This window comes from Streptomyces sp. NPDC004126 (assembly GCF_050275515.1).
Lineage (GTDB): Bacteria > Actinomycetota > Actinomycetes > Streptomycetales > Streptomycetaceae > Streptomyces.
In genome coordinates this window covers 1-25,920 of the sequence record NZ_JBNNPF010000007.1, presented here as the reverse complement: position 1 = coordinate 25,920, position 25,920 = coordinate 1, and the positions used below count along the sequence as shown (strand labels likewise).

The following is a 25,920-nucleotide window of genomic DNA, read 5'->3' as shown; positions in this document are numbered from 1 at the left end:
CAACGAATGAACACGCGTATGCGTAGAGCCGCCGTTGCCGTCGCCGCCGGCGCCATGGCCGTTTCGCTGGCCGCTTGTGGCAGCGCCAAGGAAGCGGGCGGCGAGAAGAAGCCCTCCGGCGCCGCCGCCACCGGTGACGCGATCAAGGTCGGTCTGCTCCTGCCGGAGAACCAGACCGCGCGCTACGAGAAGTTCGACAAGCCGCTGATCGAGAAGAAGATCGCCGATCTCACCGGCGGCAAGGCCGAGGTGGTCTACGCCAACGCCAAGCAGGACGCGACCACGCAGAACTCCCAGGTCGACACGATGATCACCAACAAGGTGAACGTCCTGATCGTCGACGCGGTCGACGCCAAGGCCATCGCCGGCTCGGTCAAGAAGGCCAAGGACGCCGGCATCCCGGTCGTCGCCTACGACCGCCTGGCGGAGGGCCCGATCGACGCCTACACCTCCTTCGACAACGAAGAGGTCGGCAAGGTCCAGGGCAAGGCCCTGCTGGAGGCCCTGGGCGACAAGGCCAAGGACGGCCAGATCGTCATGATGAACGGCTCCGTCACCGACCCGAACGCCGCGCTGTTCAAGAAGGGCGCCCACTCCGTCCTCGACGGCAAGGTGACCATCGGCAAGGAGTACGACACCAAGGAGTGGAAGCCGGAGAACGCCAACACCAACATGGCGGGCGCGCTGACCGCGCTCGGCAAGGACAAGGTGATCGGCGTCTACTCCGCCAACGACGGCATGGCCGGCGGCATCATCACCGCCCTCAAGGCCGCCGGACTGTCCCCCCTGCCCCCGGTCACCGGCCAGGACGCCGAACTCGCCGGTGTGCAGCGGATCGTGGCGGGCGAGCAGTTCATGAGCGTCTACAAGCCGTACGCCCCCGAGGCCGCGGCCGCCGCCGAGATGGCCGTCGCCCTCGCCAAGGGCGAGAAGATCGACGGCATCATCAACAACAAGGTCGACAGCCCGACCACCAAGGGCGTCCCGTCCGTGCTGATCCCGGTCGTCTCGCTCACCAAGAGCAACATCAAGGACACCGTCGTCAAGGACGGCGTCTACACGGTCGAAGAGATCTGCACCGACAAGTTCTCGGCCGCCTGCGCCACCATCGGCCTCAAGTAAGGCCCCGTCGCGGCACCTGCGCGACCTCCCTGCCCTGCCCGGCGCCCCGCCCCTCATACCCCGCCAACCGCGGGGCGCCGGGCAGAAACGATTCGCTACAGAGGCGACTCACCTTTCGCTCGTCGTATCCCCATCCGCCCCGCTCCTGCTCTTTTGCACGACATCCCCGCCGGTCAGGCGGCGAAGGAGATGGTTCATGTGTCCGCTGCGCCCGTGCTGGCGTTGCGAGGGGTCTCGAAGCGGTTCGGCGCCGTCCAGGCCCTGACCGACGTAGAACTCGAGATCCACTCCGGTGAGGTGGTCGCCCTGGTCGGCGACAACGGCGCCGGCAAGTCCACGCTGGTCAAGACGATCGCCGGCGTGCACCCCATCGATGACGGAGTCATCGAGTGGGAGGGCCGCCCGGTCTCCATCGGCAAGCCCCACGACGCCCAGAACCTCGGCATCGCGACCGTCTACCAGGACCTCGCGCTGTGCGACAACATCGACGTCGTCGGCAACCTCTTCCTCGGGCGCGAGCTCAAGCGCTTCGGCGTCCTCGACGAGGTGGAGATGGAGCGCCGCGCCCGCGAGCTCCTGACCACCCTGTCCATCCGGATCCCCAGCGTCCGGATCCCCATCGCCTCGCTCTCCGGCGGCCAGCGCCAGACGGTGGCGATCGCCCGCTCGATGCTGGGCGAGCCCAGGCTCGTCATCCTCGACGAGCCCACCGCGGCCCTCGGCGTCGAGCAGACCGCACAGGTGCTCGACCTGGTGGAGCGGCTGCGCGAGCGCGGCCACGCCGTCATCCTCATCAGCCACAACATGGCCGATGTGAAGGCCGTCGCCGACAAGGTGGCGGTGCTGCGGCTGGGCCGCAACAACGGTGTCTTCAACGTCGCCGACACCTCGCAGGAAGAGATCATCTCCGCCATCACCGGGGCCACGGACAACGCCGTGACCCGCCGGGCGGCCCGCACCGGGGAGGCCCGCAAGTGAGCACCGAACACCACACGCATGCGGAAGAGGTGGCCCAGCTCGCCAACCCCGCCGCACCGGCGGACGCCATCCCGGCGGTGGACCCCCGCCTGCTCGTCCGCGAGCAGGGCCTGTCCGGCTACCTGAGCGAGTTCGGCCGCAAGATGAAGGCCGGCGACCTGGGCTCGATCCCGGTCGTCCTCGGCCTGATCATCATCTGGAGCATCTTCCAGGGGCTGAACTCGAACTTCCTCTCCCCGGAGAACCTCTCCAACATCGCGATCACCATGGTCGCCACCGGCATGATGGCCGTCGGCATCATCTTCGTCCTGCTGCTCGGCGAGATCGACCTCTCGGTCGGCTCGGTCAGCGGCGTCTCGGGCGCGATCGTCGCCGTCCTCGCCGTCACCCACGGCGTCAACGAGTGGGTCGCGATCCTCGCCGCGGTCGGCGGCGGCGCCCTGATCGGCGCGATCCACGGCTTCTTCTTCGCCAGGATCGGCGCCCCGGCCTTCGCCGTCACCCTGTCCGGCCTGCTGTTCTGGTCCGGCGCCATGCTCCAGATCCTGGGCAGCAACGGCACCATCAACCTCGACTCCGAGGGCGTGGTCGGGCAGCTCACCACGTACTACTTCTCGGACGTGGCCGCCGGCTACGGCCTCGCGGCCGTCGCCACGGTGGCGTACTTCCTCGCCACCTACTCCGACAACCGCCGCCGGGAGGCCGCCGGGGTCCCCTCGCGGCCGCTCAGCGAGATCCTGCTGCGCACCGGCCTGCTGGCGGTCTTCACCTTCGGCCCCGCCGCCGTGTTCAACCAGTACAAGGGCCTGCCCCTGGCCCTGGTGATCTTCGTGGTGGCCCTGGTCGGCACGGACTTCGTCCTGCGCCGCACCACCTTCGGCCGCAACGTCTTCGCCCTCGGCGGCAGCGTCGAGGCCTCCCGCCGCGCGGGCATCAACGTCAACGGGATCCGGATCGCGGTCTTCGCGATCTCCGGTACCTTCGCGGCCATCGGCGGCCTCTTCTGGGCCTCCAAGATCGCGGCGGCCAACCAGAGCGCCGGCGCCGGCGACCTGCTGATGAACGTGATCGCGGCGGCCGTCATCGGCGGCACCAGCCTCTTCGGCGGCCGCGGCCGCACCTGGAACGCCCTCCTCGGTGTGATGGTCATCACCAGCATCCAGTACGGTCTGGCCCTGGAGGGGATCGCGACTCCGATCCAGTACATGATCACCGGTGCCGTGCTGCTGGCGACGGTGGTCATCGACTCGGTGACCCGCAAGACCCAGAAGTCGGCCGGCCGCGCCTGACCGCGCGACCTGGGCCGATCCCAGGCGGTAAGACCCGTCACAGTGCCCGGTGCCACTCCGTGTGGCACCGGGCACCCGTGCGTACGCATGTGCGTACGGGTGTGCAGGTATACGCCCGTTTGGGATGTGTGATTTCGCGACGAGGTGTACAGGTATGACAAAGGTGTGACCCGTCAGGTACCGCCCGATGACCGCCCTCGCGAGCGGAACATTAGACTCGACAGACCAGCAAGCAACTGCAAGGAGGCACGGGTGCTGCTGACCCGCATCAAGGGACCGCGCGATCTGGACCGGCTCAGCCAGGAGGAGCTCAACCAGCTCGCGGCAGAGATCAGGTCCTTCCTCGTCGACGCCGTCTCCAAGACCGGCGGGCACCTCGGCCCCAACCTCGGCGTGGTCGAACTGACGATCGCCCTGCACCGGGTCTTCGAATCGCCCAAGGACAAGGTCCTCTTCGACACCGGCCACCAGGCCTACGTCCACAAGCTGCTCACCGGCCGCCAGGACTTCTCGGACCTGCGCGCCAAGGGCGGCCTGTCCGGCTACCCCTCGCGCGCCGAGTCCGACCACGACGTGATCGAGAACTCGCACGCCTCCACGGTGCTGGGCTGGGCCGACGGCCTCGCCAAGGCCAACGAGGTGCTCGGCCGCGAGGACCACCACGTCGCCGCCGTCATCGGCGACGGCGCGCTCACCGGCGGCATGGCCTGGGAGGCGCTGAACAACATCGCCGCCGCCAAGGACCGCCCGCTCGTCATCGTCGTCAACGACAACGAGCGCTCGTACGGCCCCACCATCGGCGGCCTCGCGAACCACCTGGCCACCCTGCGCACCACGGACGGCTACGAGCGCTTCCTGGCCCGCGGCAAGGAGATCCTGGAGCGCACCCCCGTCGTCGGGAAGCCGCTCTTCGAGACCCTGCACGGCGCCAAGAAGGGCCTCAAGGACTTCATCGCCCCGCAGGGCATGTTCGAGGACCTGGGCCTCAAGTACATCGGCCCCATCGACGGCCACGACATCGAGGCCCTGGAGTCCGCGCTCCAGCGCGCCAAGCGCTTCAGCGGCCCGGTCATCGTGCACTGCCTCACCCAGAAGGGCCGCGGCTACACCCCGGCCCTGGAGCACGAGGCGGACCGCTTCCACGCGGTCGGCGTGATCCACCCCGACACCGGCCTCCCGGTCAAGACCGCCGCCGCCAGCTGGACCTCCGTCTTCGCCGACGAGATGGTCAAGCTCGGCCACGAGCGCGAGGACATCGTCGGCATCACCGCCGCCATGCTCCACCCGGTCGGCCTGAACAAGTTCGCCGAGGCCTTCCCGGACCGCATCTACGACGTCGGCATCGCCGAGCAGCACGGCGCCACCTCGGCCGCCGGCCTCGCCACCGGCGGCGTCCACCCCGTCTTCGCGGTCTACGCCACCTTCCTCAACCGCGCCTTCGACCAGGTCCTCATGGACGTGGCCCTGCACAAGTGCGGCGTCACCTTCGTCCTGGACCGCGCCGGCGTCACCGGCGACGACGGCGCCTCCCACAACGGCATGTGGGACATGTCCATCCTCCAGGTCGTCCCCGGCCTGCGCCTGGCGGCCCCGCGCGACGCCGAGCAGCTGCGCGCCCAGCTGCGCGAGGCCGTCGAGGTCAAGGACGCCCCGACCGTCGTGCGCTACTCCAAGGGCGTCGTCGGCCCGGCCGTCCCGGCCGTCGGCCGCATCGGCGGCATGGACCTGCTGCGCGCCCCGGCCCCCGAGGTCACCCGTCCGGACGTACTCCTCGTCTCCGTCGGCGCGCTCGCCCCGATGTGCCTGGAGATCGCCGACCTCCTCGACAAGCAGGGCATCTCCACCACCGTCGTCGACCCCCGCTGGGTCAAGCCGGTGGACGAGGCCCTCGCCCCGCTCGCCGAGGGCCACCGGGTGGTCGTCACCGTCGAGGACAACGGCCGCACCGGCGGTGTGGGCGCCGCCGTCTCGCAGGCCCTGCGCGACGCCGGCGTCGACGTACCGCTGCGTGACTTCGGCATCCCGCAGCGCTTCCTCGACCACGCGCAGCGCAAGGAGATCATGGCCGAGATCGGCCTGACCGCCCCGGACATCGCCCGCCAGGTCACCGGTCTGGTCGCCAAGCTGGACGGCCGCTTCGAGAGCGAGCCGGCCGCCACCGTCGACTAGCCGGACCAGGCCGGATCGCGCGGTTGCACGTCACGGGCCGGGAGATCACCCTTGAAGGGTGGGCCTCCCGGCCCGTTCGCGTACTTCTTGGGAGGTGCGTCGGTGAGCACGGATCCGAACAGCCCGTTCCGCACCAAGACGGTGGAACAGTCCATCCGTGACACGGAGGAGCCGGAGCACGCGCTCCGCAAATCGCTCTCCGCCTGGGACCTGACGGTCTTCGGTGTCGGCGTCATCATCGGTACCGGCATCTTCGTCCTCACGGGCATCGCGGCCCGCAACAACGCCGGCCCCGCCACCGCGCTCTCCTTCGTGGTGTCGGGCGTCGTCTGCGCCCTCGCGGCCCTCTGCTACGCCGAGTTCGCGTCCACCGTCCCGGTGGCCGGATCGGCGTACACGTTCGCGTACGCCTCGATCGGCGAGCTGCCGGCCTGGATCATCGGCTGGGACCTGGTCCTCGAATTCGCGCTCGGCACGGCCGTCGTGGCCGTCGGCTGGTCCGGATATGTACGCCACCTCATGCACACGAACCTCGGCTGGGACATGCCCGTCGCGCTGTCCGGGCCCGACGCGGGCGGCCACTTCGACCTGATGGCCTTCCTGCTGGTCCTCGTCCTGACCGCGATCCTCGTCGTCGGCACGAAGCTGTCGGCCCGGATCACGGCGGTCGTCGTCGCCATCAAGGTCTTCGTCGTGCTGCTGGTCATCGTCGCCGGCCTGTTCTTCATCAAGGCCGACAACTACTCGCCGTTCATCCCCCCGGCGAAGCCACAGGAGGGCGGGAGCGGCTGGACGGCACCACTGGTCCAGCTGCTGTTCGGGTACGAGCCCACCAACTTCGGTGTCATGGGCATCTTTACCGCGGCCTCCCTGGTCTTCTTCGCCTTCATCGGCTTCGACGTCGTGGCCACCGCGGCCGAGGAGACCAAGAACCCGCAACGGGACATGCCGCGCGGCATCCTCGGCTCGCTGCTCATCTGCACGCTCCTGTACGTCGCCGTGACCATCGTCGTCACCGGCATGCAGTACTACGCGGAGATGTCGCCGACAGCACCGCTCGCCGAGGCCTTCAAGTCCGTGAACCAGCCGTTCTTCTCCGGTGCCATCAGCCTCGGGGCGGCCGTCGGCCTGATCACGGTCAGCATGATCCTGCTGCTGGGCCAGACCCGCGTGTTCTTCGCGATGAGCCGTGACGGACTGCTGCCGCGCGTCTTCTCGGTCACCCACCCCAAGTACCGCACCCCCTACCGGGCCACGCTGCTCCTCGGCGGGATCATCGCGATCATCGCGGGGTTCACCAGCCTGGCGAAGCTCGCGGAACTGGTCAACATCGGCACCCTGTTCGCCTTCGTCATCGTGGCGCTCGGCGTCATCATCCTCCGCAAGACCCGCCCCGACCTGCACCGGTCCTTCCGCACCCCGTGGGTGCCGGTGATCCCGATCCTGTCGATGGCGGCCTCGCTCTGGCTGATGCTCAACCTGCCGGCCGAGACCTGGCTGCGCTTCGGGATCTGGATGGTGATCGGCATCGTCGTCTACTTCCTGTACGGCAAGCGCAAGAGCCGCCTCGCGCAGGTCGGCCAGGACGCGGAGTACTAGGAGCGGGAGCAGAAGGACGTCAGAACGACATCAGGAGGACGACGGGGACGGCCCGGGCGCGCGGGACTTGGCGCCCGGGCCGCCGCCCTTGGCGGGGGAGTCCTTCGCCGAGGCGGGCACCTTCCGGTCGTTGCGCAGGGCCTCCCACAGCTGGGAGGCCTGCTCCTGCGCGACCACGACCCGGTTCGGGTCCACCTTGTCGTAGGCCACCGGCAGCATGATGGTCTCCATGGTGGACGGGTCCACGCCCTGCAGGCTCCGCGCGAAGTCGGACAGCGCGGTGAGCGAGGCCAGGTCGGAGTCGGTCGTCAGCGACTTGGTGCCGGCGTCGGCGAGCTTGTAGAGCCGCGCCGGATTGCCGAGGGCGTCCTGCTTCTTGATCTCGGACAGCATCGCGAGCATGAACTGCTGCTGGAGCCCTATGCGTCCGAGGTCGCTGCCGTCCCCGTAGCCGTAGCGGGTGCGTACGAACTTCAGCGAGTCGGTGCCGTTCAGGCGGTGCGTCCCCGCGTCCAGCTTGAGGCCGCCCTTCGCGCCGGTCATCGGCTGGTCGAGGGTGACGGTGACCCCGCCCAGGGCGTCGACGAGGTCCTTGAAGCCGGCGAAGTCCACCTCGACGAAGTGGTCCACGCGGATCCCGGACAGCTGCTCCACCGTCTTGACCACACAGGCCGGACCGGCCAGCGAGTAGACGGAGTTGAACATCACCCGGCGGGCCTCGGGAACCGCGGCCCCGTCCTTGTCCTTGCACTCGGGCCGGGTGACCAGGGTGTCGCGCGGGATGCTCACCGCGGTGGCCCTGGAACGGCCTTCGGGTATGTGCACCAGCATCGCCGTGTCGGAGCGGGCCCCGCTGACGTCGCCGTGGTCGAGCTCGCCGTTGGCCCCGGCCCGCGAGTCGGAGCCGAGGACCAGGAGGTTCTGCGCGTTCTCGACGACCTTCGGCGGCCGGTTGTCCGTGCCGATGGCCTGGTCCAGGTCCACGCTGTCGATGTTCCCGCTGAGGTGGCCGTAGACCCACCAGCCGGATCCCGCCGCGCCCAGGACCACCACGGCCGCCGTCCAGGCGAGCCCCCGCCGGATCCGGGAGGCGCGCGAACGGGGCGGCTTCGTGGTGGCGGTGGAGTCTGAAGTCATGCCCGGGAACCGGTCCTTCCGAACGGGTGGCGGGAGATCCGGTGGGGATCTCGGGGGGATCTCGCGGGCTACAACATAGACGCAGGGGGCCGCCCGGGAGCCCCGGGGTATCCTGAATCTGTTCGAACGGCGAAGCGGAAGGGTTGCTGCGGTTCCATGGCGACGCGATCCCGGCGCGGTTCGGACAGATCCCCCGAGCAGCACTCCGGACCCGGCGGAGCCGCCGGAGCCCCCGTGCGCGACCGGAGCACCGCGGCGCTGGGCCCCCTGGCGGGCCGTTGGCTCCTCACCGGCAAGGACGGCCGGCTCACCGCCTACGCCCGCGCCGAGGGCGGCCTGCTCCGCTGGACAGAGGACGCCCCCGGCGGCCCCGGGTGGAGCGGCCCCGACCTCCTCCCCGCCGACGGCCTGACCGACCTCACGGTGGGTCAGGGCCCCGACGGGTACGCCCACTTCGCGGGCCGGCGCCGCACCGGGACCGGGGACTCAGCCACGGTCACCTACCACCACGCGGTGCAATACCAGAGCGGCCGCCCGATGGGCCCCTGGGAGTCCCTCGGCACCCTCTACCAGCGGGCCGGGACGGCGCACCGCGGCGGCCCGCCCGCCCTGGCGGTCGACGCCCAGGGCGCGCCCCACCTCTTCGTGCGCAACGCGGGCCGCGGAGTCCACGTCAGGCGCCAGGACAGCAAGGGCGACTGGCGGGACTGGGAGGACCTGCGGGGCAGCAAGGCCTTCGAGGGCATCACCGCCGACTCCACCGCCGACGGCCGGGTCTGGCTGGCCGCGCCCGGCGAGAAGGGCCTCTCCCGCTGGACCCAGAGCACGCCCGGCGGCCCGGTGGAGCGGGCCGAGGACGTCCCGTACCTCGCCCGGGACGGCTCGGTGCGCACCCTGGAGACGTCCCCGGGACGGGTCACCCACTTCTGGCACGCGGCCGACGGGAGCGGGGTGTTCGCCTGCCGGGAGGGTGCCGGGGTGCTGGCGCTCGGCGGCGGACCGGGCACCGGCGCGGTCGCGGCCGTCCGCGCACTGGTCGACGGCTACGACTGCACGGTGCTGGCCCACCGGGGCGTGAACGGGCGTACCGCCCTCGCCGCGTACCCCACGGAACACGAGGCGGCGGGGCTGTGGTGGACCGAGATAGGCGAGGAGGGGCCGGGCTCCCCAGCGCTCGCCCTCGACGCCCGGGGCCTGCTCGTCATCGCCTGCGTCAGCGCCCGGGGCGAGCTGCTGGTCAGCCGGCAGAAGGACAACTCCGGCCTGTCACTGGGCCGCTGGCAGCGCCTGTGACGGCTCGGGCCGCCGGCGCCCCTGCGGCGGGATCCTCGTCAGGTTGTGCCGGTCCACCGCCAGCGCCGATATCCGCCGCAGGAAGTCCACCGACCGCTCCGCGGTGTCCGGGGTGATCCAGGCGTCGTCGATGTCGCACAGCTCCACCCGCACGGGCGAGCCGGCCAGCACGATGGGCAGTGTGTAGGCGATGGTGGACGCGAAGGTCAGCAGGGACCGGCCGATGGGCTCGGTGAGCGCCGTCAGTTCGAGCGGCAGCTCGGGGTGCACGATCTCCATGCCGGTGAGTCCGGCGATCCGCTCCAGCTTGGGCCCGCTCTCCCTGCGGTGCGCGAAGTAGCGGCCGGCCGCCCGGTGGCGGGCGATCCAGCCGACCGCTTCGATGTACCGGTCCTCGTCGACGACCCCGGTCTCCACCAGGGAGCTGCCCGCCAGATCGGCCCCGGACCGCACCCGCACCGGGCCGAAGGTGGCGCGGCTCCAGGCGTAGTCGTTGGGCCGGACCTCGGTGCCGGGCGGCGCGGCGACCGGCATGCAGGTGAAGAAGACGGCGCGTTCCAGCTCCTGGCGGGCCAGCCAGCGGTTGACCGGGCCGCCCTTGGCGGAGGGCTTGAGCTCGCCCTGGTGCCAGCGGGTCAGCTGCCCGCCGTTGGTCAGCAGGCTGACCAGCTCGGTGGTGGCGGTGCCGTCGTCCACGACGACCACCTCGCGGGCCCTGGAGCGGGGCAGCAGCAGCTGGATCGTACGGGAGAACAGGTCGCCGATGACCAGGCGCCGGGCGGACGCGACCGCGCGGCCGAGGCGGACGAGCTCCCCGGCCCGCCCCAGGTAGCCGGCGCGGACCTCGTAGCGCCGCCAGACCACCTTGGACTGGGAGGCGAACCGGCACAGCCGGCGGACCTGCGCGCGCGAACGCGGGTCCACCGGCTGGAGGACGGCGATGGTGAGGGACGCTGCCTCGCCCGGGTGGACGTACGCCCACTCCAGGACGTTCAGTAGTTGAGCCGGGCTCTCCACCAGGGCGAGGGTGTCGCTCATGCCGAGGCCGTCACGCCCTCGGCGGGGAGGGTGCCCTGGACCCGGCGGAGCTTCTTCATCGGGCCGAGTTCGGAGGGGTAGACGCGCTTGACGCCGTCGCCGAGGGCGGTCTCGATGGTGCGGATGTCGCGGACCAGGCGGGCCAGGCCGCCCGGTTCGACGGAGGCGGCCTGGTCGGAGCCCCACATGGCGCGGTCCAGGGTGATGTGCCGCTCCACGGCGCAGGCGCCGAGGGCGACGGCGGCGACGGTGGTCTGCAGGCCCGTCTCGTGGCCGGAGTAGCCGATCGGGACGTTGGGGTACTCCTCCTGGAGCGTGTTGATCACGCGCAGGTTGAGCTCCTCGGCCTTCGCCGGGTACGTCGAGGTGGCGTGCAGCAGGACGACGTTCGCGCTGCCCAGCACCTCCACGGCGTGCCGGATCTGCTGCGGGGTGGACATGCCTGTGGACAGGATGACCGTCTTGCCGGTGGCGCGCAGGGCGAGCAGCAGCTCGTCGTCGGTCAGCGAGGCGGAGGCCACCTTGTGGGCCGGGACGCCGAACTTCTCCAGGAAGGTCACGGCCTCGGTGTCCCAGGGGGAGGCGAACCAGTCGATGCCGCGCTTCGCGCAGTGCTCGCCGATGGCGCGGTACTCGTCCTCGCCGAACTCGACGCGGTGGCGGTAGTCGATGTACGTCATCCGGCCCCAGGGGGTGTCCCGCTCGATGTCCCACTGGTCGCGGGGCGTGCATATCTCGGGGGTCCGCTTCTGGAACTTGACGGCGTCACAGCCCGCGTCGGCGGCAGCGTCGATCAGCGCGAGGGCGTTGGCGAGCTCACCGTTGTGGTTGATCCCGATCTCGCCGATCACGTAGGTGGGCCGGCCGGGGCCGACCTCCTTGTTCCCGATGCGGCGGATTCGGCTGCTGTGCACCACTGTTCAGAGTTCCTTTCCGGGGTACTGCGAGGGGTCGAGGGGGGATTCGAGGAGGGGGGAGTCGAAGAGGGGGGCCAGGGCCCGGGCCCGGGCGAGGTCGCCGGGCTCGTCGATCTCGACGGCCCGCTCGGGGGCGGTCGGGACCAGCTGGGTCCGGCCGAAGAAGCGGTGGCCGTGGCGGCGGAAGCCGTCGGCGCGCATGGCGTAGACGGCGCCCGACTCCAGGTACTCGGGGGTGCGGTCCTGGCGGCGCAGGCGGACGGAGCTGTCGTGGTTGACCCCGTGCGCGTGGTGGCCGGAGTCCGCCCCGGCGTTCCCGGTGCCCCAGAGGAAGCCGTGGAAGGGCACGGCGGTGAAGGCCGAGTCGGCGCCGTCGCGGACCACGGCCAGCACGGTCTCCTCGACCTCCTCCGGGGTGGTGAAGGGGCTCGTGCACTGGACGAAGACGAGGACGTCCACGGGATCGGAGTGACGTTCCTCCAGCACGTCCAGGGCGTGCAGCAGCGCGGACTCGCTGGACGCCCGGTCCGAGCCCAGTTCCTGCGGGCGGTCGACGACCTCCGCGCCCGCCGCGCGGGCGGCGCGGGCGATCGCCGCGTCGTCGGTGGAGACCACCACCCGGGTCACGTGGGCGGCGCCCCGGCAGGCGAGGACGGCCCGGGCGACGAGCGGTACCCCGCCGACCTCGGCGGTGTTCTTGCCGGGGATGCCCTTGGAGCCGCCCCGGGCGGGTATGACGGCGGTGACGTTCACGAGGCTTCCCCCTGGGGTGCCGGTACGACGGGGGCGGTCACACGCCGCCCCACTGCTGGATCTTCGGGGCCACGCGCTGGACCCCGAACTGGTAGGCGACCTTCAGCACGCGGCGGGAGGTGCGCCGCATGGGGCCGCTCGGGCGCCGGGCGGCGGCGGCCGCGCCGGGGGAGCCGTCCGGGTTCAGCCCCCGGCGGCGCAGCAGCGTACCCACGTATTCGGGGGCGCTGTCGGCCGTGTAGTACGGGGATATCGGCGGCAGCGGGCCGCCGCGCAACTGTGCGATCCGGTGGCGGAGTTCCCCGTACGGATCCACCGCGCGGATTCCCTGGTCGGCCGTCCAGGATTCGTCCGCGAGCGGGGCGTCGCCCTCGTCTATCGCGGTCCAGTCGGTGACGCAGCCGGAACCGGTGAAATAGTGGTTTCCGTGGACTTCCCGCACTCCGAGATCGCTGAGTATCGCGGTCGGCATTCCCCGGTGCATCGATTCCAGGGCGGCCGTGGAGCTGACCGTCACCAGCAGATCCGTGCGGTCGAGGGTGTCCGACATGTTCCCGTAGACGAAATGCAGATTCGGCGGCAGCGGTTCTTCCAGCTGTTCCGCGAGCACCTGGTAGTGGAAGGCCTCCACATGGGTGGTCGCCTCACCGGGCTTGCTGCGGAGTTTGACCAGTACGTCGCGCCCCGGGCGCAGCCGCGCGTGGGATATCGCGCGGCGCAGCATGTAAAGGCGGCCGTTGCGGTCGGCGGGCACCGACGGCTGGACGGCGAAGCACACCGTATAGGGGTGGGTGGCGTGCGTGCGGTTCGCGTCGTAAGGCCTCTGGTCGAGGAAGGGGAGCGCCGTCTGGACTATGCAGGAAACGGGAATTCCGAGCGGCTCGTAGACCTCGGTGAAACGGCGCCGGTCGAAAGGACTGTTGGCGAGGACGATGTCGGCGCCGGCCCGCAGCAGGAGCCCGTCGGCCATCTTCTCGTAGACGACGCCCACGTAACCCGTCATCAGCACCGGCCGCCGCGGCGCCCCGGCGAACCGGCGGGCGAGCGCGTGCAGGGCCGCGTGGGTGGCGCCGCCGACCGTGCCCAGGATGATCAGATCCGCTCCGTCGAGTTCCGGCGCCGCCGCGAAACCGGCGAGCGTGGCCTCGGTGATCGAGGCGGGGGTGATGCCGACCTCCGCCAGCTGGCGCGCCGTCGGCGTGCTGCGGCCGCGCAGCATGTGGGCGTGCACCTCGCTGCCCGGTGCCAGGCCCACCGCCAGCCCCGCGCCCCATTTCCAGCGGGTGTCGGAGTCTGCGAGCACGTGGATGCGCACTTGGTGGTTTCCCGGTCGGTCGGCGGAGCCCAACTGCCGTCGGCGTGCCCGCGGCCGGCGCGGGCGAGGGGCGGGACTGCCGCCGGGCCCCATAGACCCTACATGCTCACCTGAGCCTTATGTGTCACGGAAAGGCTTCGACGGCCCGGGGAGTTGTACGTCACACCCGGAGGATCCGGGGGCCTCTCCGGGCGCTCCTATCATGATGTCCGGTCATGATGTCCGGTCCGTCCGTGCGGCTCCGGCGGACGTGTGTGGGCAATGGGGAGAAGGTGAGTGGTTCCGGTGGTGACCCTTTCGGTAATCGTCGCGATGTGTGACGTCCGGGAGTTCTGCCGGACGGCGCTCAAGTCCTTGGCGCTCAATGCCCGGGAGGACTTCGAGTTCATCGTCGTCGACGACTGCTCCGCCGACGGCACGTCGGAGATCCTGCGGGAGATGGTCCCCGGGATTCCCGGTGCCGTACTGATCCGCAACGAGCGGAACCTGGGTATTTCGGCCACCCGCAACATCGGCCTCGCGGCCGCCCGCGGCCGGTTCTTCACCTTTCTCGACGGCGACGACTGGTACGCCCCCGGATATCTCGCGCAACTGGTCGGCTGGATGAGCGAGTCGGGCGTGGATTTCCTGCGCACCGGCCATGTCCGCGTGTACGGGAGGAAGCGGAGGATCGTCATGGCGCCCCTCGCGCCGAGGGCCCTCCCGCTCGATCCGGCCGACTACATAGGCCCCGTCGACGCCTCCACCTTCATGGACTACCCGCAGTCCTGGGCCGGCATCTACGACCGCGAACGGCTGCGGGAGGCCGACGCCCTGTTCTTCGACGAGAGCCTGCGCACCGCCGAGGACCGCCCCTGGTTCTACAAGCTGCACCTGCGGATGCGTTCCTTCGGAGTGGTCGACCTCCACGGCGTCTTCTACCGCCGCGACGTGTCCACTTCCCTCACCAAGGTCCCCGACGAACGGCAGCTGGACTTCCTGCCGGCCTTCCGGATGATTTTCGACGAGCTCTCCCACCACCCGCGCGGATATGAACTGTCGTTCAAGGCCATGCGGACCCTGTGCGCGCTCATCGTCATTCATCTGGGCCGCGAGGAGCAGTACGAGGAACTCACCCGGGACCTGCTGCGCGCACGCGGCGCGCAGATCCTCTTCGACCTCCCCCAGGACATCCTCGAAGGGACCCTGGCGGGAATGGACTCCGCACGCGTGACCAAGCTCAGGGAACTCATGTCGCAGCACCAGGGCGCCGCCGCCCGATGACCCGGATATTCGCCGCCTCCACCCTCTACGGCGCCATGACGGTGGCCGCCGCCATCGACGCCGGGCAGCTCGGCCGGGACGACCGCGAGCGGATCCTGCTCGTCTGCAACAACGTCGACATCCCCGAAGTCGCCACCCCGCTGCACCACATGCCCGGCGCCGCCGCCGTCCTCGAACGCTTCCACCGGGTCGTGTACTGGAACGACCTCATCTACCCCTTCCACCCGGCGGTCTGGGCGCCCCGCGACGAGGACGCCCCCCTCTGGCGCACCGTCATGGCGGAGAAGATGGCCATCCGGCCCGGCCCCCTGGAACTCGTCGTCGAGTCGATCCAGGTCAAGCCCGCCCAGACGCTCTGCAAGATCTTCTCCGACGCCACCCTCGCCGTGTACGCCGACGGCGTCATGAGCTACGGCCCCACCCGCAACGACCTGCCCCGCCCCCTCCACGGCCGGATCGGCCAGGTCCTCTACCTCGACCTGGTCCCCGCCCTGCTGCCCATGCTCCTCACCGAGTACGGGATCCCCTCCCGGCCCGTGCACACCGGCGCCGTCCTCGAACTGATGGCGGAGCTCACCGAGGAGTGCCGCCCCCTCCTCGACCGGGTGATCCCGCGGCAGCTCGCCGGCGGGGGCCCGGGGACCGCGCTCCTCCTCGGCCAGTACCTCTCCCCCCTCGGCATCCTCACCGAGGAGGAGGAAGAGGACCTGCACCGGCGCATGTTCGAGCACGCCGTGCGGCTCGGCCACACCTCCGTCGTCTTCAAACCCCACCCCAGCGCCCCCTCCGCCCTCTCCGACGCCCTCGCCGGGGCGGCCCGCGAGGCCGGCGTCCCCTTCCTCGTGCTGGACGTCCCGGTCCTCGCCGAGACCGTCTTCGCGTACCTGCGCCCCGGCCGGGTGATCGGCTGCTTCTCCACCGGCCTGTTCACCGCCCGCGCCCTGTACGGGATCCCCGTCGCCCAGACCGGCGCCCTGGAGGTCGTCCGGCGCATGCGGCCCTACGCCAACAGCAACCGGATCCCCGCCACCCTCACCCACGCCCTGGTCCCCGACCTGGAGGATCCCGAGGCCGCCCCCGCCGACCGGATCCTCGACGCCGAGCACGTCCGGACCGAGGTCACCCCGTACGTCCAGGCCGTCGGCTACTGCATGCAGCCCAAGCGGTTCGGCTTCCTGCGCCCGGTGGCCGAGGCGTACATCGCCGCGGCCGTCGAGGAGTGGGAGGACCGCCCCGAGCTGTCCATGCACTTCAACGAACGCACCCGCACCCGCCTGGAACTGCCCGGCCCGCGCACCTGGAAGTGGCGCCGCGGCCTGGGCTGGACCCTGCGCAGCACCGGGGAGCGCCGCGAGCCGGACGAGGCGCCCGTCACCGACGTCTCGATGAGCGGCTTCGCCTCGCTCGTCGAGGCCAAGGACGACCAGGGCGTCCTGGAGGTCGGCGCGCGCCTGCTCGCCGAGCAGGAGAACCTGGAACTGCTCCTCGGCATGGCCCAGGCCCACATCCGCCGCAAGGAGACCGACCGGGCCAGGCAGCTGATCGAGCGGGCCGCCGAGGTCTCCTCCGACAGCGGTCGCGCCATGGTGTGGCTGCGGATCGCGGAGACCGCCGCCAAGCTGGGCAAGCGCGGCGACGACCTGCGCCTCACGGCGGGGCGGCGGGCGCTCGGCATCAACCCGGACTCGCCGGCGGCCCAGCGCCTGGTCAAGACCGGCCGGCTCGGGCGCCGGTAGGAGCAACGACGACGACGGCCCGTCCGCACCAGGTGCGGACGGGCCGTCGTGGGTACTGCCTGGGTGTTACGCCGGGACGCTGGCGACACCCGGGGCGAGGAACTTCTTGCCGTTCACCCGCTCCGAGACGCCCTCACGGTCCAGGTACGGGGTGATGCCGCCCAGGTGGAAGGGCCAGCCCGCACCGGTGATGAGGCAGAGGTCGATGTCCTGGGCCTCGGCCACGACACCCTCCTCCAGCATCAGGCCGATCTCCTGCGCCACCGCGTCCAGGACGCGGTCGCGGACCTGCTCCTCGGTGAGGACGGAGTCGCCCTGCACCAGGAGCGCGGCGACCTCGGGGTCCAGCTCCGGCTTGAAGCCGTTCTCGGCGGAGTAGACGTAGAAGCCGCGCTTGCCGGCCTCGACCACGCGCTTGAGGTTCGGGGAGACGGTGAAGCGCTCCGGGAAGGAACGGTTCAGCGTCTCGGAGACGTGCAGGCCGATCGCCGGGCCGACGAGCTCCAGCAGCACCAGCGGGGACATCGGCAGGCCGAGCGGCTCGATGGCCTTCTCCGCCGTGGCGACCGGGGTGCCCTCGTCGATGACGTTCTGGATCTCGCCCATGAAGCGGGTCAGGATGCGGTTCACGACGAACGCCGGGGCGTCCTTCGTCAGGACCGCGGTCTTCTTCAGCTTCTTGGCGACACCGAAGGCCGTGGCCAGCGAGGCGTCGTCCGTCTGCTCACCGCGGACGATCTCCAGCAGCGGGAGGATCGCGACCGGGTTGAAGAAGTGGAAGCCGACCACGCGCTCCGGGTGCTGGAGCTTGGAGGCCATCTCCGACACCGACAGCGAGGAGGTGTTGGTGGCGAGGATCGCGTGCGCCGGGGCGACCGCCTCGACCTCCGCGAACACCTTCTGCTTGACGGACATCTCCTCGAACACGGCCTCGATGATGAAGTCCGCGTCCGCGAAGCCCTCGGCCTTGTCCAGGACACCGGTGACCAGGGCGGTCAGGCGGTTGGCCTTGTCCTGGTTGATCCGGCCCTTGCCGAGCAGCTTCTGGATCTCGGCGTGGACGTAGCCCACGCCCTTGTCCACGCGCTCCTGGTCGATGTCGGTGAGGACCACCGGCACCTCCAGGCGGCGCAGGAACAGCAGCGCCAGCTGCGAGGCCATCAGGCCCGCGCCGACGACGCCGACCTTGGTGACCGGGCGGGCCAGGGACTTGTCCGGGGCACCGGCCGGGCGCTTGCCGCGCTTCTGGACCAGGTTGAAGGCGTAGATGCCCGAGCGCAGCTCGCCGCCCATGATGAGGTCGGCCAGGGCCTTGTCCTCGGCGTCGAAGCCGGCCTGCAGGTCGCCGTCCTTGGCCGCGGCGATGATCTCCAGCGCGCGGTAGGCGGCCGGAGCGGCGCCGTGCACCTTGGAGTCCGCGATGGCGCGGCCCTTGGCGACGGCCGCGTCCCAGGCCTCGCCGCGCTCGACCTCGGCGCGTACGACCTCGGTGTCGCCCTTCAGGACCTTCGCGGTCCAGATCAGGGACTGCTCCAGGAAGTCGGCGCCCTCGAAGACCGCGTCGGCGATGCCGAGCTCGAAGACCTGCTTCCCCTTGAGCTGGCGGTTCTGGTTGAGCGAGTTCTCGATGATGACCGAGACCGCGCGCTCCGCGCCGATCAGGTTCGGGAGGATGGCGCAGCCGCCCCAGCCCGGAACCAGGCCGAGGAAGACCTCGGGCAGCGAGAAGGCCGGGATGGCCTTCGAGACGGTGCGGTACGAGCAGTGCAGACCGACCTCGACACCGCCGCCCATCGCCGCGCCGTTGTAGTACGCGAAGGTGGGGACGGCCAGCGCGGAGAGGCGCTTGAAGACGTCGTGGCCGCCCTTGCCGATGGCGAGCGCCTCGTCGTGCTTCTTCAGCAGCTCGACGCCCTTGAGGTCGGCGCCGACGGCGAAGATGAACGGCTTGCCGGTGATGCCCGCGCCGATGATGGAGCCGGCCGCGGCCTCCTGCTCGACCTGGTCGATCGCCGCGTTCAGGTTGGCGAGCGACTGCGGGCCGAAGGTGGTCGGCTTGGTGTGGTCGAAGCCGTTGTCCAGCGTGATGAGGGCGAAGCGCCCGGCGCCGAACGGCAGGTCCAGGTGGCGGACGTGCGCGGACGTGACGACCTCGTCCGGGAACAGCTCGGCCGCGCCCTTCAGGAGCTCAGCGGTGGTGCTCACTTGGAGTCTCCCTCGGCGTTGAAGTTGGGGTTCTCCCAGATGACCGTGGCGCCCATGCCGAAGCCGACGCACATGGTGGTCAGGCCGTAGCGGACGTGCGGCTGCTCCTCGAACTGGCGGGCCAGCTGCGTCATCAGGCGGACGCCGGAGGAGGCCAGCGGGTGACCGAAGGCGATGGCGCCGCCGTACTGGTTCACGCGGGCGTCGTCGTCGGCGATGCCGTAGTGCTCCAGGAACGCGAGGACCTGGACCGCGAAGGCCTCGTTGATCTCGAACAGGCCTATGTCGTCGATCGTCAGGCCGGCCTGGGCCAGGGCCTTCTCGGTCGCCGGGATCGGACCGTAGCCCATGACCTCCGGCTCGACACCCGCGAAGGAGTACGACACGAGGCGCATCTTGACCGGGAGGTTGTTCTCGCGGGCGAAGTCCTCGGACGCGATGATCGCGGCGGTGGCACCGTCGTTGAGACCGGCGGCGTTGCCCGCGGTGACCCGGCCGTGCGTACGGAACGGGGTCTTCAGGCCGGCCAGGTTCTCCAGCGTGGTGCCCGGGCGCATCGGCTCGTCGGTGGTGACCAGGCCCCAGCCCGTCTCGCCCGCGGCCTCGTTGGTGTTGCGGACCGAGATCGGGACCAGGTCCTGCTGGATCTTGCCGTCGGCGTACGCCTTGGCGGCCTTCTCCTGCGAGCGCACGGCGTACTCGTCGGCGCGGAGCTTGGTGATCGTCGGGTACCGGTCGTGCAGGTTCTCGGCGGTCATGCCCATGAACAGGGCGGACTCGTCGACCAGCTTCTCGGAGACGAAGCGCGGGTTCGGGTCGACGCCCTCGCCCATGGGGTGGCGTCCCATGTGCTCGACACCGCCGGCGAGGGCGACGTCGTACGCACCGAAGGCCACACCGCCCGCGACGGCGGTCACGGCGGTCAGCGCGCCGGCGCACATGCGGTCGATGGAGTAGCCCGGGACGGACTGCGGGAGGCCCGCGAGGATGCCGGCCGTGCGGCCCAGCGTCAGGCCCTGGTCGCCGATCTGCGTGGTCGCGGCGATGGCGACCTCGTCGATCTTCTTGGGGTCCAGGTCCGGGTTGCGGCGCAGCAGCTCCCGGATCGCCTTCACGACGAGGTCGTCGGCGCGGGTCTCGTGGTAGATGCCCTTCGGGCCCGCCTTGCCGAACGGGGTGCGGACGCCGTCGACGAAGACGACGTCCCTGACGGTACGAGGCACGTTGGCTCTCCTCCAGGTACGGGATGGCGCTGCTGCGCGGGGGCGGCCCGGCCGGTATGGCTGAGCGCCCGCTCACCCGGCCATGCTACTTGTCGGTAACCGACGTGCACACCCCCTCCCCGAACAGCGGCGAAGGTCACACTCCCGCGTCCGTGCGCCCTGTCCGCGCGCCCGGCCGATCGGACCGGCGGGACGCCCTGATGGGGTCGTCCGGGCGGTCCGCCCGGCCCGGCTCCGGGCCGGGGGCCGCGGCGGTCCCGATGCTTGGCTGCGCCCGGCGGCGCCCGCCTCCGGGCAGCCGCCGCCGGAAGGAAATCCCGTATGCCCGTCAAGACCACCGAACACGAGGTCCCGCACACGTCGACCGTCCCCGCCAACAAGGGCAAGCCCGTGAAGCTCCGCGTCCGCGAGCACGACGGGACCCCGCCGAACACCCCGCCCGACAAGCGCCGCGTGGTCCTGATGCTGCACGGCAGGACCGTGCCGGTGCTCGCCGTCTACGACATCGGCCTCGGCGACTACAGCTGGTCCAGGGTGCTGGCGCACGCCGGCTACGACGTGTTCCTGATGGACCTCCAGGGGATGGGGCGCTCGCCCCGCCCGAAGATGGACGACGCGTGCAACGCGAACCCGGAACACCACGTCCGCGTCACGTACCCCAACCTGCCGCTGACCTCCGACTGCTACCCCTCCTACCCCCACCAGCTGGGCAACTCGCAGAGCGACTGGGACGAGCTCCACGCGGTCGTCGAGTACATCAAGCACCACCACGGCGTGCAGCAGCTGGACATGATCGGCAACTCCGCCGCCGCGTTCGCGATGGGCCCGTACGCGATCCAGCACAAGGACAACGTCAGGAGCCTGATGTTCCAGGCGCCCGCGTTCACCTACAACGGCCAGGACAGCGCCCCCGGGACCGACTTCGGCGCCCCCTACCCGATGCCGCGCGACACCCCGCCGTACCCGATGGCCCTCGGTCTCAAGGACGGGCTGAGGCAGGCCTGGAAGAACGAGCTGAGCCCCGACTGCCCGGGCCAGCAGGCGCCGGACGCCGTGGACATGGTCTGGCAGGCGATCATGGAGAGTGACGACAAGGGCCGCACCTGGGGGAAGCCGCTGCCCGGGGGCGGGACGGAGGGCGTGAGCCGCCAGCGCCAGCCCTACACGTGGGGCTGGAACAAGAAGACCGCGCCGCTCCACGGCACGCTCGGAGGCCAGGTCCCGGTGTGCATCGTGTACGGCGACCTGGACAAGACGGTGACCACCGGGGTCGTGTCGGTCACCGAGCTCTACAAGGCCATCCCGGGCGCGAACAAGCTGATGTTCAGGGTCTCCTGCGCCAGCCACCAGATGGTGTGGGAGGGCCGGCGCACGACCCTGCACACGATGTCGAAGCAGTGGCTCAAGCACGGCAAGGTGTTCGGGAGGGAGAAGGGCAGCTTCCACGTGGACGACAACGACGACATCACGCCGCTGCCGGTCCCGTAGGACGCCAGGCCCCGCTACGGCGAAAGCCCCCGGCCGGGGGCCGGGGGCTTTCGCCGGGGCGTGCTCAGGCGGTCGCGGCCAGGGCCGTGACCAGTACCGGGGTCACCTGCTCGATCTGCCAGGGGCGGGCGCCGTGGCCGGCCAGGGCCTCGGCCACCGTGTCCGCGTCGAGCCGCTTGGGGGGCTCCCAGCACAGCCGGCGCACGGTGTCCGGAGTGATCAGGTTCTCCTGCGGCAGGTTCAGCCGCTCGGCCAGCGCGGAGACGCCCGTGCGGGCCGCCGCCAGCCGGGCCGCGGCGGCCGGGTCCTTGTCCGCCCAGGAACGCGGCGGGGGCGGGCCGGAGGGGGACGCCCCGGGCTGCGGCAGCTCGTTCTCGGGCAGGGCCTTCGCCCGGTCCACGGCGGCCATCCACTGGTCCAGCTGGCGCCGGCCCATCCGCTGCCCGTACCCGGGCAGGGACGACAGGGCGTGCACGTTCACGGGGAGGGCGAGGGCCGCCTCCACGATCGCGGCGTCGCCCAGCACCTTGCCGGGGGAGACGTCCCGGCGCTGCGCGATGCGGTCGCGGGACTCCCACAGCTCCCGGACGACCGCCATCTGCCGGCGGCGGCGCACCTTGTGCATGCCGGAGGTGCGGCGCCACGGGTCCTTGCGGGGCGGGGCGGGCGGGGCCGAGGCGATGGCGTCGAACTCCTGGCGGGCCCACTCCAGCTTGCCCTGCCGGTCCAGTTCCTTCTCCAGCGCGTCCCGCAGGTCCACCAGCAGCTCCACGTCGAGGGCGGCGTAGCGCAGCCAGGGCTCGGGGAGCGGGCGGGTGGACCAGTCGACGGCGGAGTGCCCCTTCTCCAGGGCGTAGCCGAGCACGCTCTCCACCATCGCGCCGAGTCCGACCCGGGGGAAGCCCGCCAGGCGGCCGGCCAGCTCGGTGTCGAAGAGCGAGGTGGGCACCATGCCTATTTCGCGCAGGCACGGCAGGTCCTGGGTGGCGGCGTGCAGGATCCATTCGGTGCCGGACAGCGCCTCGCCCAGCGCGGACAGGTCCGGACAGCCCACCGGGTCGATGAGCGCGGAGCCCGCGCCCTCGCGGCGCAGCTGTACGAGGTAGGCGCGCTGGCCGTACCGGTAGCCGGAGGCGCGCTCGGCGTCGACGGCCACGGGCCCGGTGCCGGCGGCGAAGGCCGCGACGACCCGGGCGAGGGCGTCGGCGTCGGCGACGACCGGCGGAATGCCCTCGCGGGGCTCCAGCAAGGGGATCGGCGTCGGCTGCCCATCGGACGGAACCTCGGCGTCCGGGGGGCCGCCCCCGGTGGTGGTGCGCAGGTGTGCTGCGGTCTCTTGGGCGTCGGTCACCGGTAAAGGGTATCCGTGTATGTGACGCGCCCGTCGCCGGAACGTTCCGTCGACGGGCGCGAGGGGGAGAACGGCGGCCGGTTCCCGGGGCCTCCAGGCGTTCGCCCGGGAGCCTCGGGAGGGATCAGTGGATGATCCCCGTCCGCAGTGCGACGGCGACCATCCCGGCCCGGTCGCCGGTGCCCAGCTTGCGGGCGATCCGGGCGAGGTGGGACTTGACGGTCAGGGCGGACAGGCCCATCGAGACGCCGATGGCCTTGTTGGACTGGCCCTCCGCGACGAGGCGCAGGACCTCGACCTCGCGGCCGGAGAGCTCTCGGTAGCCGCCCGGGTGGCTCGGGGCACCCGGGGGGCGGCGGTGCATGCGTGCGGCGGCGGCGCCGATGGGGGCGGCGCCGGGCCGGGTGGGGAGCCCGATGTTGGTCCGCGTACCCGTGACGACGTAGCCCTTCACCCCGCCCGCGAGGGCGTTGCGCACGGCACCGATGTCATCGGCGGCGGACAGGGCCAGGCCGTTCGGCCAGCCCGCGGCGCGGGTCTCGGAGAGCAGGGTGAGACCGGAGCCGTCGGGCAGGTGTACGTCGGCCACGCAGATGTCGCGCGGGCTGCCGACGCGGGGGCGGGCCTCCGCGATGGACGACGCCTCGATCACGTCACGGACTCCGAGGGCCCACAGATGGCGGGTCACCGTGGAACGGACGCGCGGGTCGGCCACGACGACCATGGCCGTCGGCTTGTTCGGGCGGTAGGCGACCAGGCTTGCGGGCTGCTCGAGAAGAACGGACACCTAGGCCTCCTGGGGGAGTGGCGGGACGGCCGGCTCGGGGAAGAGAAGCCGGTTCGCACCGTGCGGATGGTCACTGACTCCTTCGGCACGTCACCCACCCGGCTTTAGGGAATGATCACGATTTGGTGAGTAACAATTCGGGCAATTCGGACGCACGATCGATCAAGGGATGATCAGAAGGCCGCCCGGCACGCGCCGTTCTGACGCACCGTTATGACAACGACCGGTCGTCACGGGTGGGCACGCGGGCGGACGGAGGCGGACGGAGGCGGCCGGAGGGGGCCGTACGGCCCCCACGGGCCGCCCGGCTACGGGTGGTGCGGACCGCGCCGCTGTGGCAGGGACACCACGCCCGTGGCGTTGTCCGTCGGCCCCACCGGCGGCAGCCCCGCGATCTGGCACAGCAGCTCGCACCAGGCCGCCAGGTGCGCGGTCGTGTCCGGCACCCCGCCCGCCCCCTCGCGCGGCGTCCACGAGGCCCTGATCTCGATCTGCGTCGCCGGACGCCGCTCCGAGAGCCCGCCGAAGTAGTGCGAGGCCGCCATCGTGACGGTGCCGCTCGCCTCCCCGTACCCCAGCCCGCGAGCCTCCAGCGCACCCGTCAGCCAGGACCAGCACACCTCCGCCAGCAGCGGGTCCGCCGCCATCTCCGGCTCCAGCTCCGCACGCACCAGCGTCACCAGCCGGAACGTGCCCTGCCAGGCGTCGTGCCCGGCCGGATCGTGCAGCAGGATCAGCCGGCCGTCGGCCAGGTCGTCCTCCCCGTCCACGACCGCCGCCTCCAGCGCGTACGCGTACGGCGCCAGCCGCTGGGGCGGTTTCACCGGCTCGACCTCGATCCCGGGCCGCAGCCGCGCCTTGCGCAAGCCGTCGACCGCCCGCCGGAACGGGAGCGGGACCGAACTCTCCTTCGCGCTGTCCGTACCCTCGGCGCCATCTGAAAATCGTCCCTGAGCCGCAGCCATGCCGGGAAGACTAGGCGGAACGAGCGCCCGTACGGCGCAGGGACACCCGCGCCGGGCCGGGCACTTCTTCATACGTGCGAAGATTCGGGTCGTGAGCGCCAACGACCGCCCCCAGGGCCCGCCGAGCCAGACGTACGATTCCGCCTTCCTGAAGGCGTGCCGGCGGGAGCCGGTACCCCACACGCCGGTGTGGTTCATGAGGCAGGCCGGCCGCTCACTCCCCGAGTACCGCAAGGTGCGCGAGGGCACGGCCATGCTGGAGTCCTGCATGCGCCCCGACCTGGTCACCGAGATCACCATGCAGCCCGTGCGGCGGCACAACGTGGACGCGGCGATCTTCTTCTCCGACATCGTCGTGCCCCTCAAGGCCATCGGCGTCGACCTGGACATCAAGCCGGGCATCGGCCCGGTCGTCGCCCAGCCGATCCGCCGCCGCGAGGACCTCGCACAGCTGCGCGACCTCACCCCGGAGGACGTCACGTACGTCACCGAGGCGATCGGCATGCTCACGGGTGAACTGGGCGGCACGCCGTTGATCGGCTTCGCCGGCGCGCCCTTCACCCTCGCGAGCTACCTCGTCGAGGGCGGTCCGTCCAAGAACCACGAGCACACCAAGGCCCTGATGTACGGGGACCCGCAGCTGTGGGCCGACCTGCTCGACCGCCTCGCCGAGATCACCTCCGCCTTCCTCAAGGTCCAGATCGAGGCCGGCGCCTCCGCGGTCCAGCTCTTCGACTCCTGGGTCGGCGCCCTGGCCCCGGCGGACTACCGCCGCTCGGTCATGCCGGCCTCCGCGAAGGTCCTGGAGTCCGTCGCCTCGTACGGCGTCCCCCGGATCCACTTCGGCGTGGGCACGGGCGAGCTGCTCGGCCTGATGGGCGAGGCCGGCGCGGACGTCATGGGCGTCGACTACCGCGTCTCCCTGGACGAGGCCGTCCGCCGCGTCGGCCCCGGCAAGGCGCTCCAGGGCAACCTGGACCCGGCCGTCCTCTTCTCCACCCCGGAGGCCGTCGAGGCCAAGACGGACGAGGTCCTGGCGGCCGCGGCCGGCCTGGAGGGCCACGTCTTCAACCTCGGCCACGGCGTCCTGCCGACGACCGACCCGGACGCGCTGACCCGCCTGGTGGACTACGTCCACACCCGGACGCAGCGCTAGCCGTGGGGGCGGGGCGGGGGCGGTGCCTGCGGCGCTGCTCCCCGCCCCGCCCTTTCTCCGTTTCCTGGGGGCTCAGCCCCCAGCCCCCCGCGCCTCAAACGCCGGCGGGGGGCGACAGCGAGTTCCTCGGCGTCCA

At 71.2% G+C, this 25,920-nt stretch carries 19 protein-coding genes and 1 pseudogene; 10 read left to right on the top strand and 10 right to left on the bottom strand.

Features of this window, described 5'->3' with window-relative positions; translation table 11 throughout:
• Positions 1-6 precede the first annotated feature (6 nt).
• The 5 genes from ACQKM2_RS08885 (at position 7) to ACQKM2_RS08865 (ending at position 7,157) form a co-directional block, all read left to right on the top strand.
• Positions 7-1,122: a sugar ABC transporter substrate-binding protein gene (locus tag ACQKM2_RS08885; RefSeq protein ID WP_427707829.1), complete on the top strand. Its 1,116-nt coding sequence runs from the start codon at positions 7-9 to the stop codon at positions 1,120-1,122.
• Positions 1,123-1,311: 189 nt separating this feature from the next.
• A complete protein-coding gene (locus tag ACQKM2_RS08880) occupies positions 1,312-2,100 on the top strand; it encodes an ATP-binding cassette domain-containing protein (RefSeq protein WP_361596304.1) in 789 nt (262 codons plus the stop codon).
• The gene (locus ACQKM2_RS08875; protein ID WP_427707826.1) at positions 2,097-3,389 is read left to right on the top strand and encodes a sugar ABC transporter permease; all 1,293 of its coding nucleotides are present in this window, start codon (positions 2,097-2,099) and stop codon (positions 3,387-3,389) included. Before ACQKM2_RS08880 ends, ACQKM2_RS08875 begins: the two co-directional genes overlap by 4 nt.
• Before the next feature lie 252 nt (positions 3,390-3,641).
• Positions 3,642-5,558, top strand: coding sequence for a 1-deoxy-D-xylulose-5-phosphate synthase (dxs, locus tag ACQKM2_RS08870; RefSeq protein WP_427707824.1), 1,917 nt, complete (start codon positions 3,642-3,644; stop codon positions 5,556-5,558).
• A 102-nt stretch (positions 5,559-5,660) separates the two neighbouring features.
• Entirely contained in the window at positions 5,661-7,157 is a 1,497-nt protein-coding gene (locus ACQKM2_RS08865; protein WP_427707822.1) for an amino acid permease, read from the top strand.
• 30 nt (positions 7,158-7,187) lie between these two features.
• On the opposite strand, the gene ACQKM2_RS08860 is transcribed toward ACQKM2_RS08865, so the two are convergent.
• Complete coding sequence (locus ACQKM2_RS08860) at positions 7,188-8,294, bottom strand: LCP family protein (protein WP_427707820.1); 1,107 nt, start codon at positions 8,292-8,294, stop codon at positions 7,188-7,190.
• A 234-nt stretch (positions 8,295-8,528) separates the two neighbouring features.
• Here ACQKM2_RS08860 and ACQKM2_RS08855 point away from each other — a divergent pair, with 234 nt between their 5' ends.
• Entirely contained in the window at positions 8,529-9,587 is a 1,059-nt protein-coding gene (locus ACQKM2_RS08855; protein ID WP_427707818.1) for a hypothetical protein, read from the top strand.
• Here the strand turns inward: ACQKM2_RS08855 and ACQKM2_RS08850 are convergent.
• The 4 genes and pseudogenes from ACQKM2_RS08850 to ACQKM2_RS08835 form a co-directional block, all read right to left on the bottom strand.
• Positions 9,561-10,625 (bottom strand): hypothetical protein, encoded by a 1,065-nt coding sequence (locus ACQKM2_RS08850; protein WP_427707816.1) that lies wholly within the window; start codon positions 10,623-10,625, stop codon positions 9,561-9,563. The genes ACQKM2_RS08855 and ACQKM2_RS08850 overlap by 27 nt on opposite strands.
• A complete protein-coding gene (locus ACQKM2_RS08845; RefSeq protein ID WP_427707813.1) occupies positions 10,622-11,539 on the bottom strand; it encodes an N-acetylneuraminate synthase family protein in 918 nt (305 codons plus the stop codon). The genes ACQKM2_RS08850 and ACQKM2_RS08845 overlap by 4 nt, the downstream gene beginning before the upstream one ends.
• Before the next feature lie 60 nt (positions 11,540-11,599).
• Positions 11,600-12,295, bottom strand: a pseudogene (locus ACQKM2_RS08840) (cytidylyltransferase domain-containing protein); the annotation flags it as partial.
• A 37-nt stretch (positions 12,296-12,332) separates the two neighbouring features.
• Positions 12,333-13,610, bottom strand: coding sequence for a DUF6716 putative glycosyltransferase (locus tag ACQKM2_RS08835; RefSeq protein ID WP_427707811.1), 1,278 nt, complete (start codon positions 13,608-13,610; stop codon positions 12,333-12,335).
• 288 nt (positions 13,611-13,898) lie between these two features.
• On the opposite strand from ACQKM2_RS08835, the gene ACQKM2_RS08830 reads away from it, so the two are divergent.
• Positions 13,899-14,873 carry a glycosyltransferase family 2 protein gene (locus tag ACQKM2_RS08830; protein WP_427707809.1) on the top strand — a complete coding sequence of 325 codons (975 nt, stop codon included), beginning with the start codon at positions 13,899-13,901 and terminating at the stop codon, positions 14,871-14,873.
• Positions 14,870-16,609, top strand: coding sequence for a polysialyltransferase family glycosyltransferase (locus ACQKM2_RS08825; RefSeq protein ID WP_427707807.1), 1,740 nt, complete (start codon positions 14,870-14,872; stop codon positions 16,607-16,609). The genes ACQKM2_RS08830 and ACQKM2_RS08825 overlap by 4 nt, the downstream gene beginning before the upstream one ends.
• Positions 16,610-16,675: 66 nt before the next feature.
• On the opposite strand, the gene ACQKM2_RS08820 is transcribed toward ACQKM2_RS08825, so the two are convergent.
• Positions 16,676-18,814: a 3-hydroxyacyl-CoA dehydrogenase NAD-binding domain-containing protein gene (locus ACQKM2_RS08820; protein WP_427707804.1), complete on the bottom strand. Its 2,139-nt coding sequence runs from the start codon at positions 18,812-18,814 to the stop codon at positions 16,676-16,678.
• Complete coding sequence (locus tag ACQKM2_RS08815; RefSeq protein WP_125814944.1) at positions 18,811-20,037, bottom strand: thiolase family protein; 1,227 nt, start codon at positions 20,035-20,037, stop codon at positions 18,811-18,813. Before ACQKM2_RS08815 ends, ACQKM2_RS08820 begins: the two co-directional genes overlap by 4 nt.
• A gap of 321 nt (positions 20,038-20,358) precedes the next feature.
• On the opposite strand from ACQKM2_RS08815, the gene ACQKM2_RS08810 reads away from it, so the two are divergent.
• Entirely contained in the window at positions 20,359-21,525 is a 1,167-nt protein-coding gene (locus tag ACQKM2_RS08810) for an alpha/beta hydrolase (protein ID WP_427707802.1), read from the top strand.
• 64 nt (positions 21,526-21,589) lie between these two features.
• On the opposite strand, the gene ACQKM2_RS08805 is transcribed toward ACQKM2_RS08810, so the two are convergent.
• The 3 genes from ACQKM2_RS08805 to ACQKM2_RS08795 form a co-directional block, all read right to left on the bottom strand.
• Positions 21,590-22,876, bottom strand: coding sequence for an HRDC domain-containing protein (locus ACQKM2_RS08805; protein WP_427707800.1), 1,287 nt, complete (start codon positions 22,874-22,876; stop codon positions 21,590-21,592).
• A gap of 124 nt (positions 22,877-23,000) precedes the next feature.
• A complete protein-coding gene (locus ACQKM2_RS08800) occupies positions 23,001-23,663 on the bottom strand; it encodes a helix-turn-helix transcriptional regulator (RefSeq protein WP_007267191.1) in 663 nt (220 codons plus the stop codon).
• A gap of 308 nt (positions 23,664-23,971) precedes the next feature.
• Positions 23,972-24,628 carry a DUF3000 domain-containing protein gene (locus ACQKM2_RS08795; RefSeq protein ID WP_427707794.1) on the bottom strand — a complete coding sequence of 219 codons (657 nt, stop codon included), beginning with the start codon at positions 24,626-24,628 and terminating at the stop codon, positions 23,972-23,974.
• 91 nt (positions 24,629-24,719) lie between these two features.
• Here ACQKM2_RS08795 and hemE point away from each other — a divergent pair, with 91 nt between their 5' ends.
• Positions 24,720-25,784, top strand: a complete 1,065-nt coding sequence (gene hemE / locus ACQKM2_RS08790) for a uroporphyrinogen decarboxylase (protein WP_427707792.1) — start codon at positions 24,720-24,722, stop codon at positions 25,782-25,784.
• Positions 25,785-25,920: the final 136 nt, after the last annotated feature.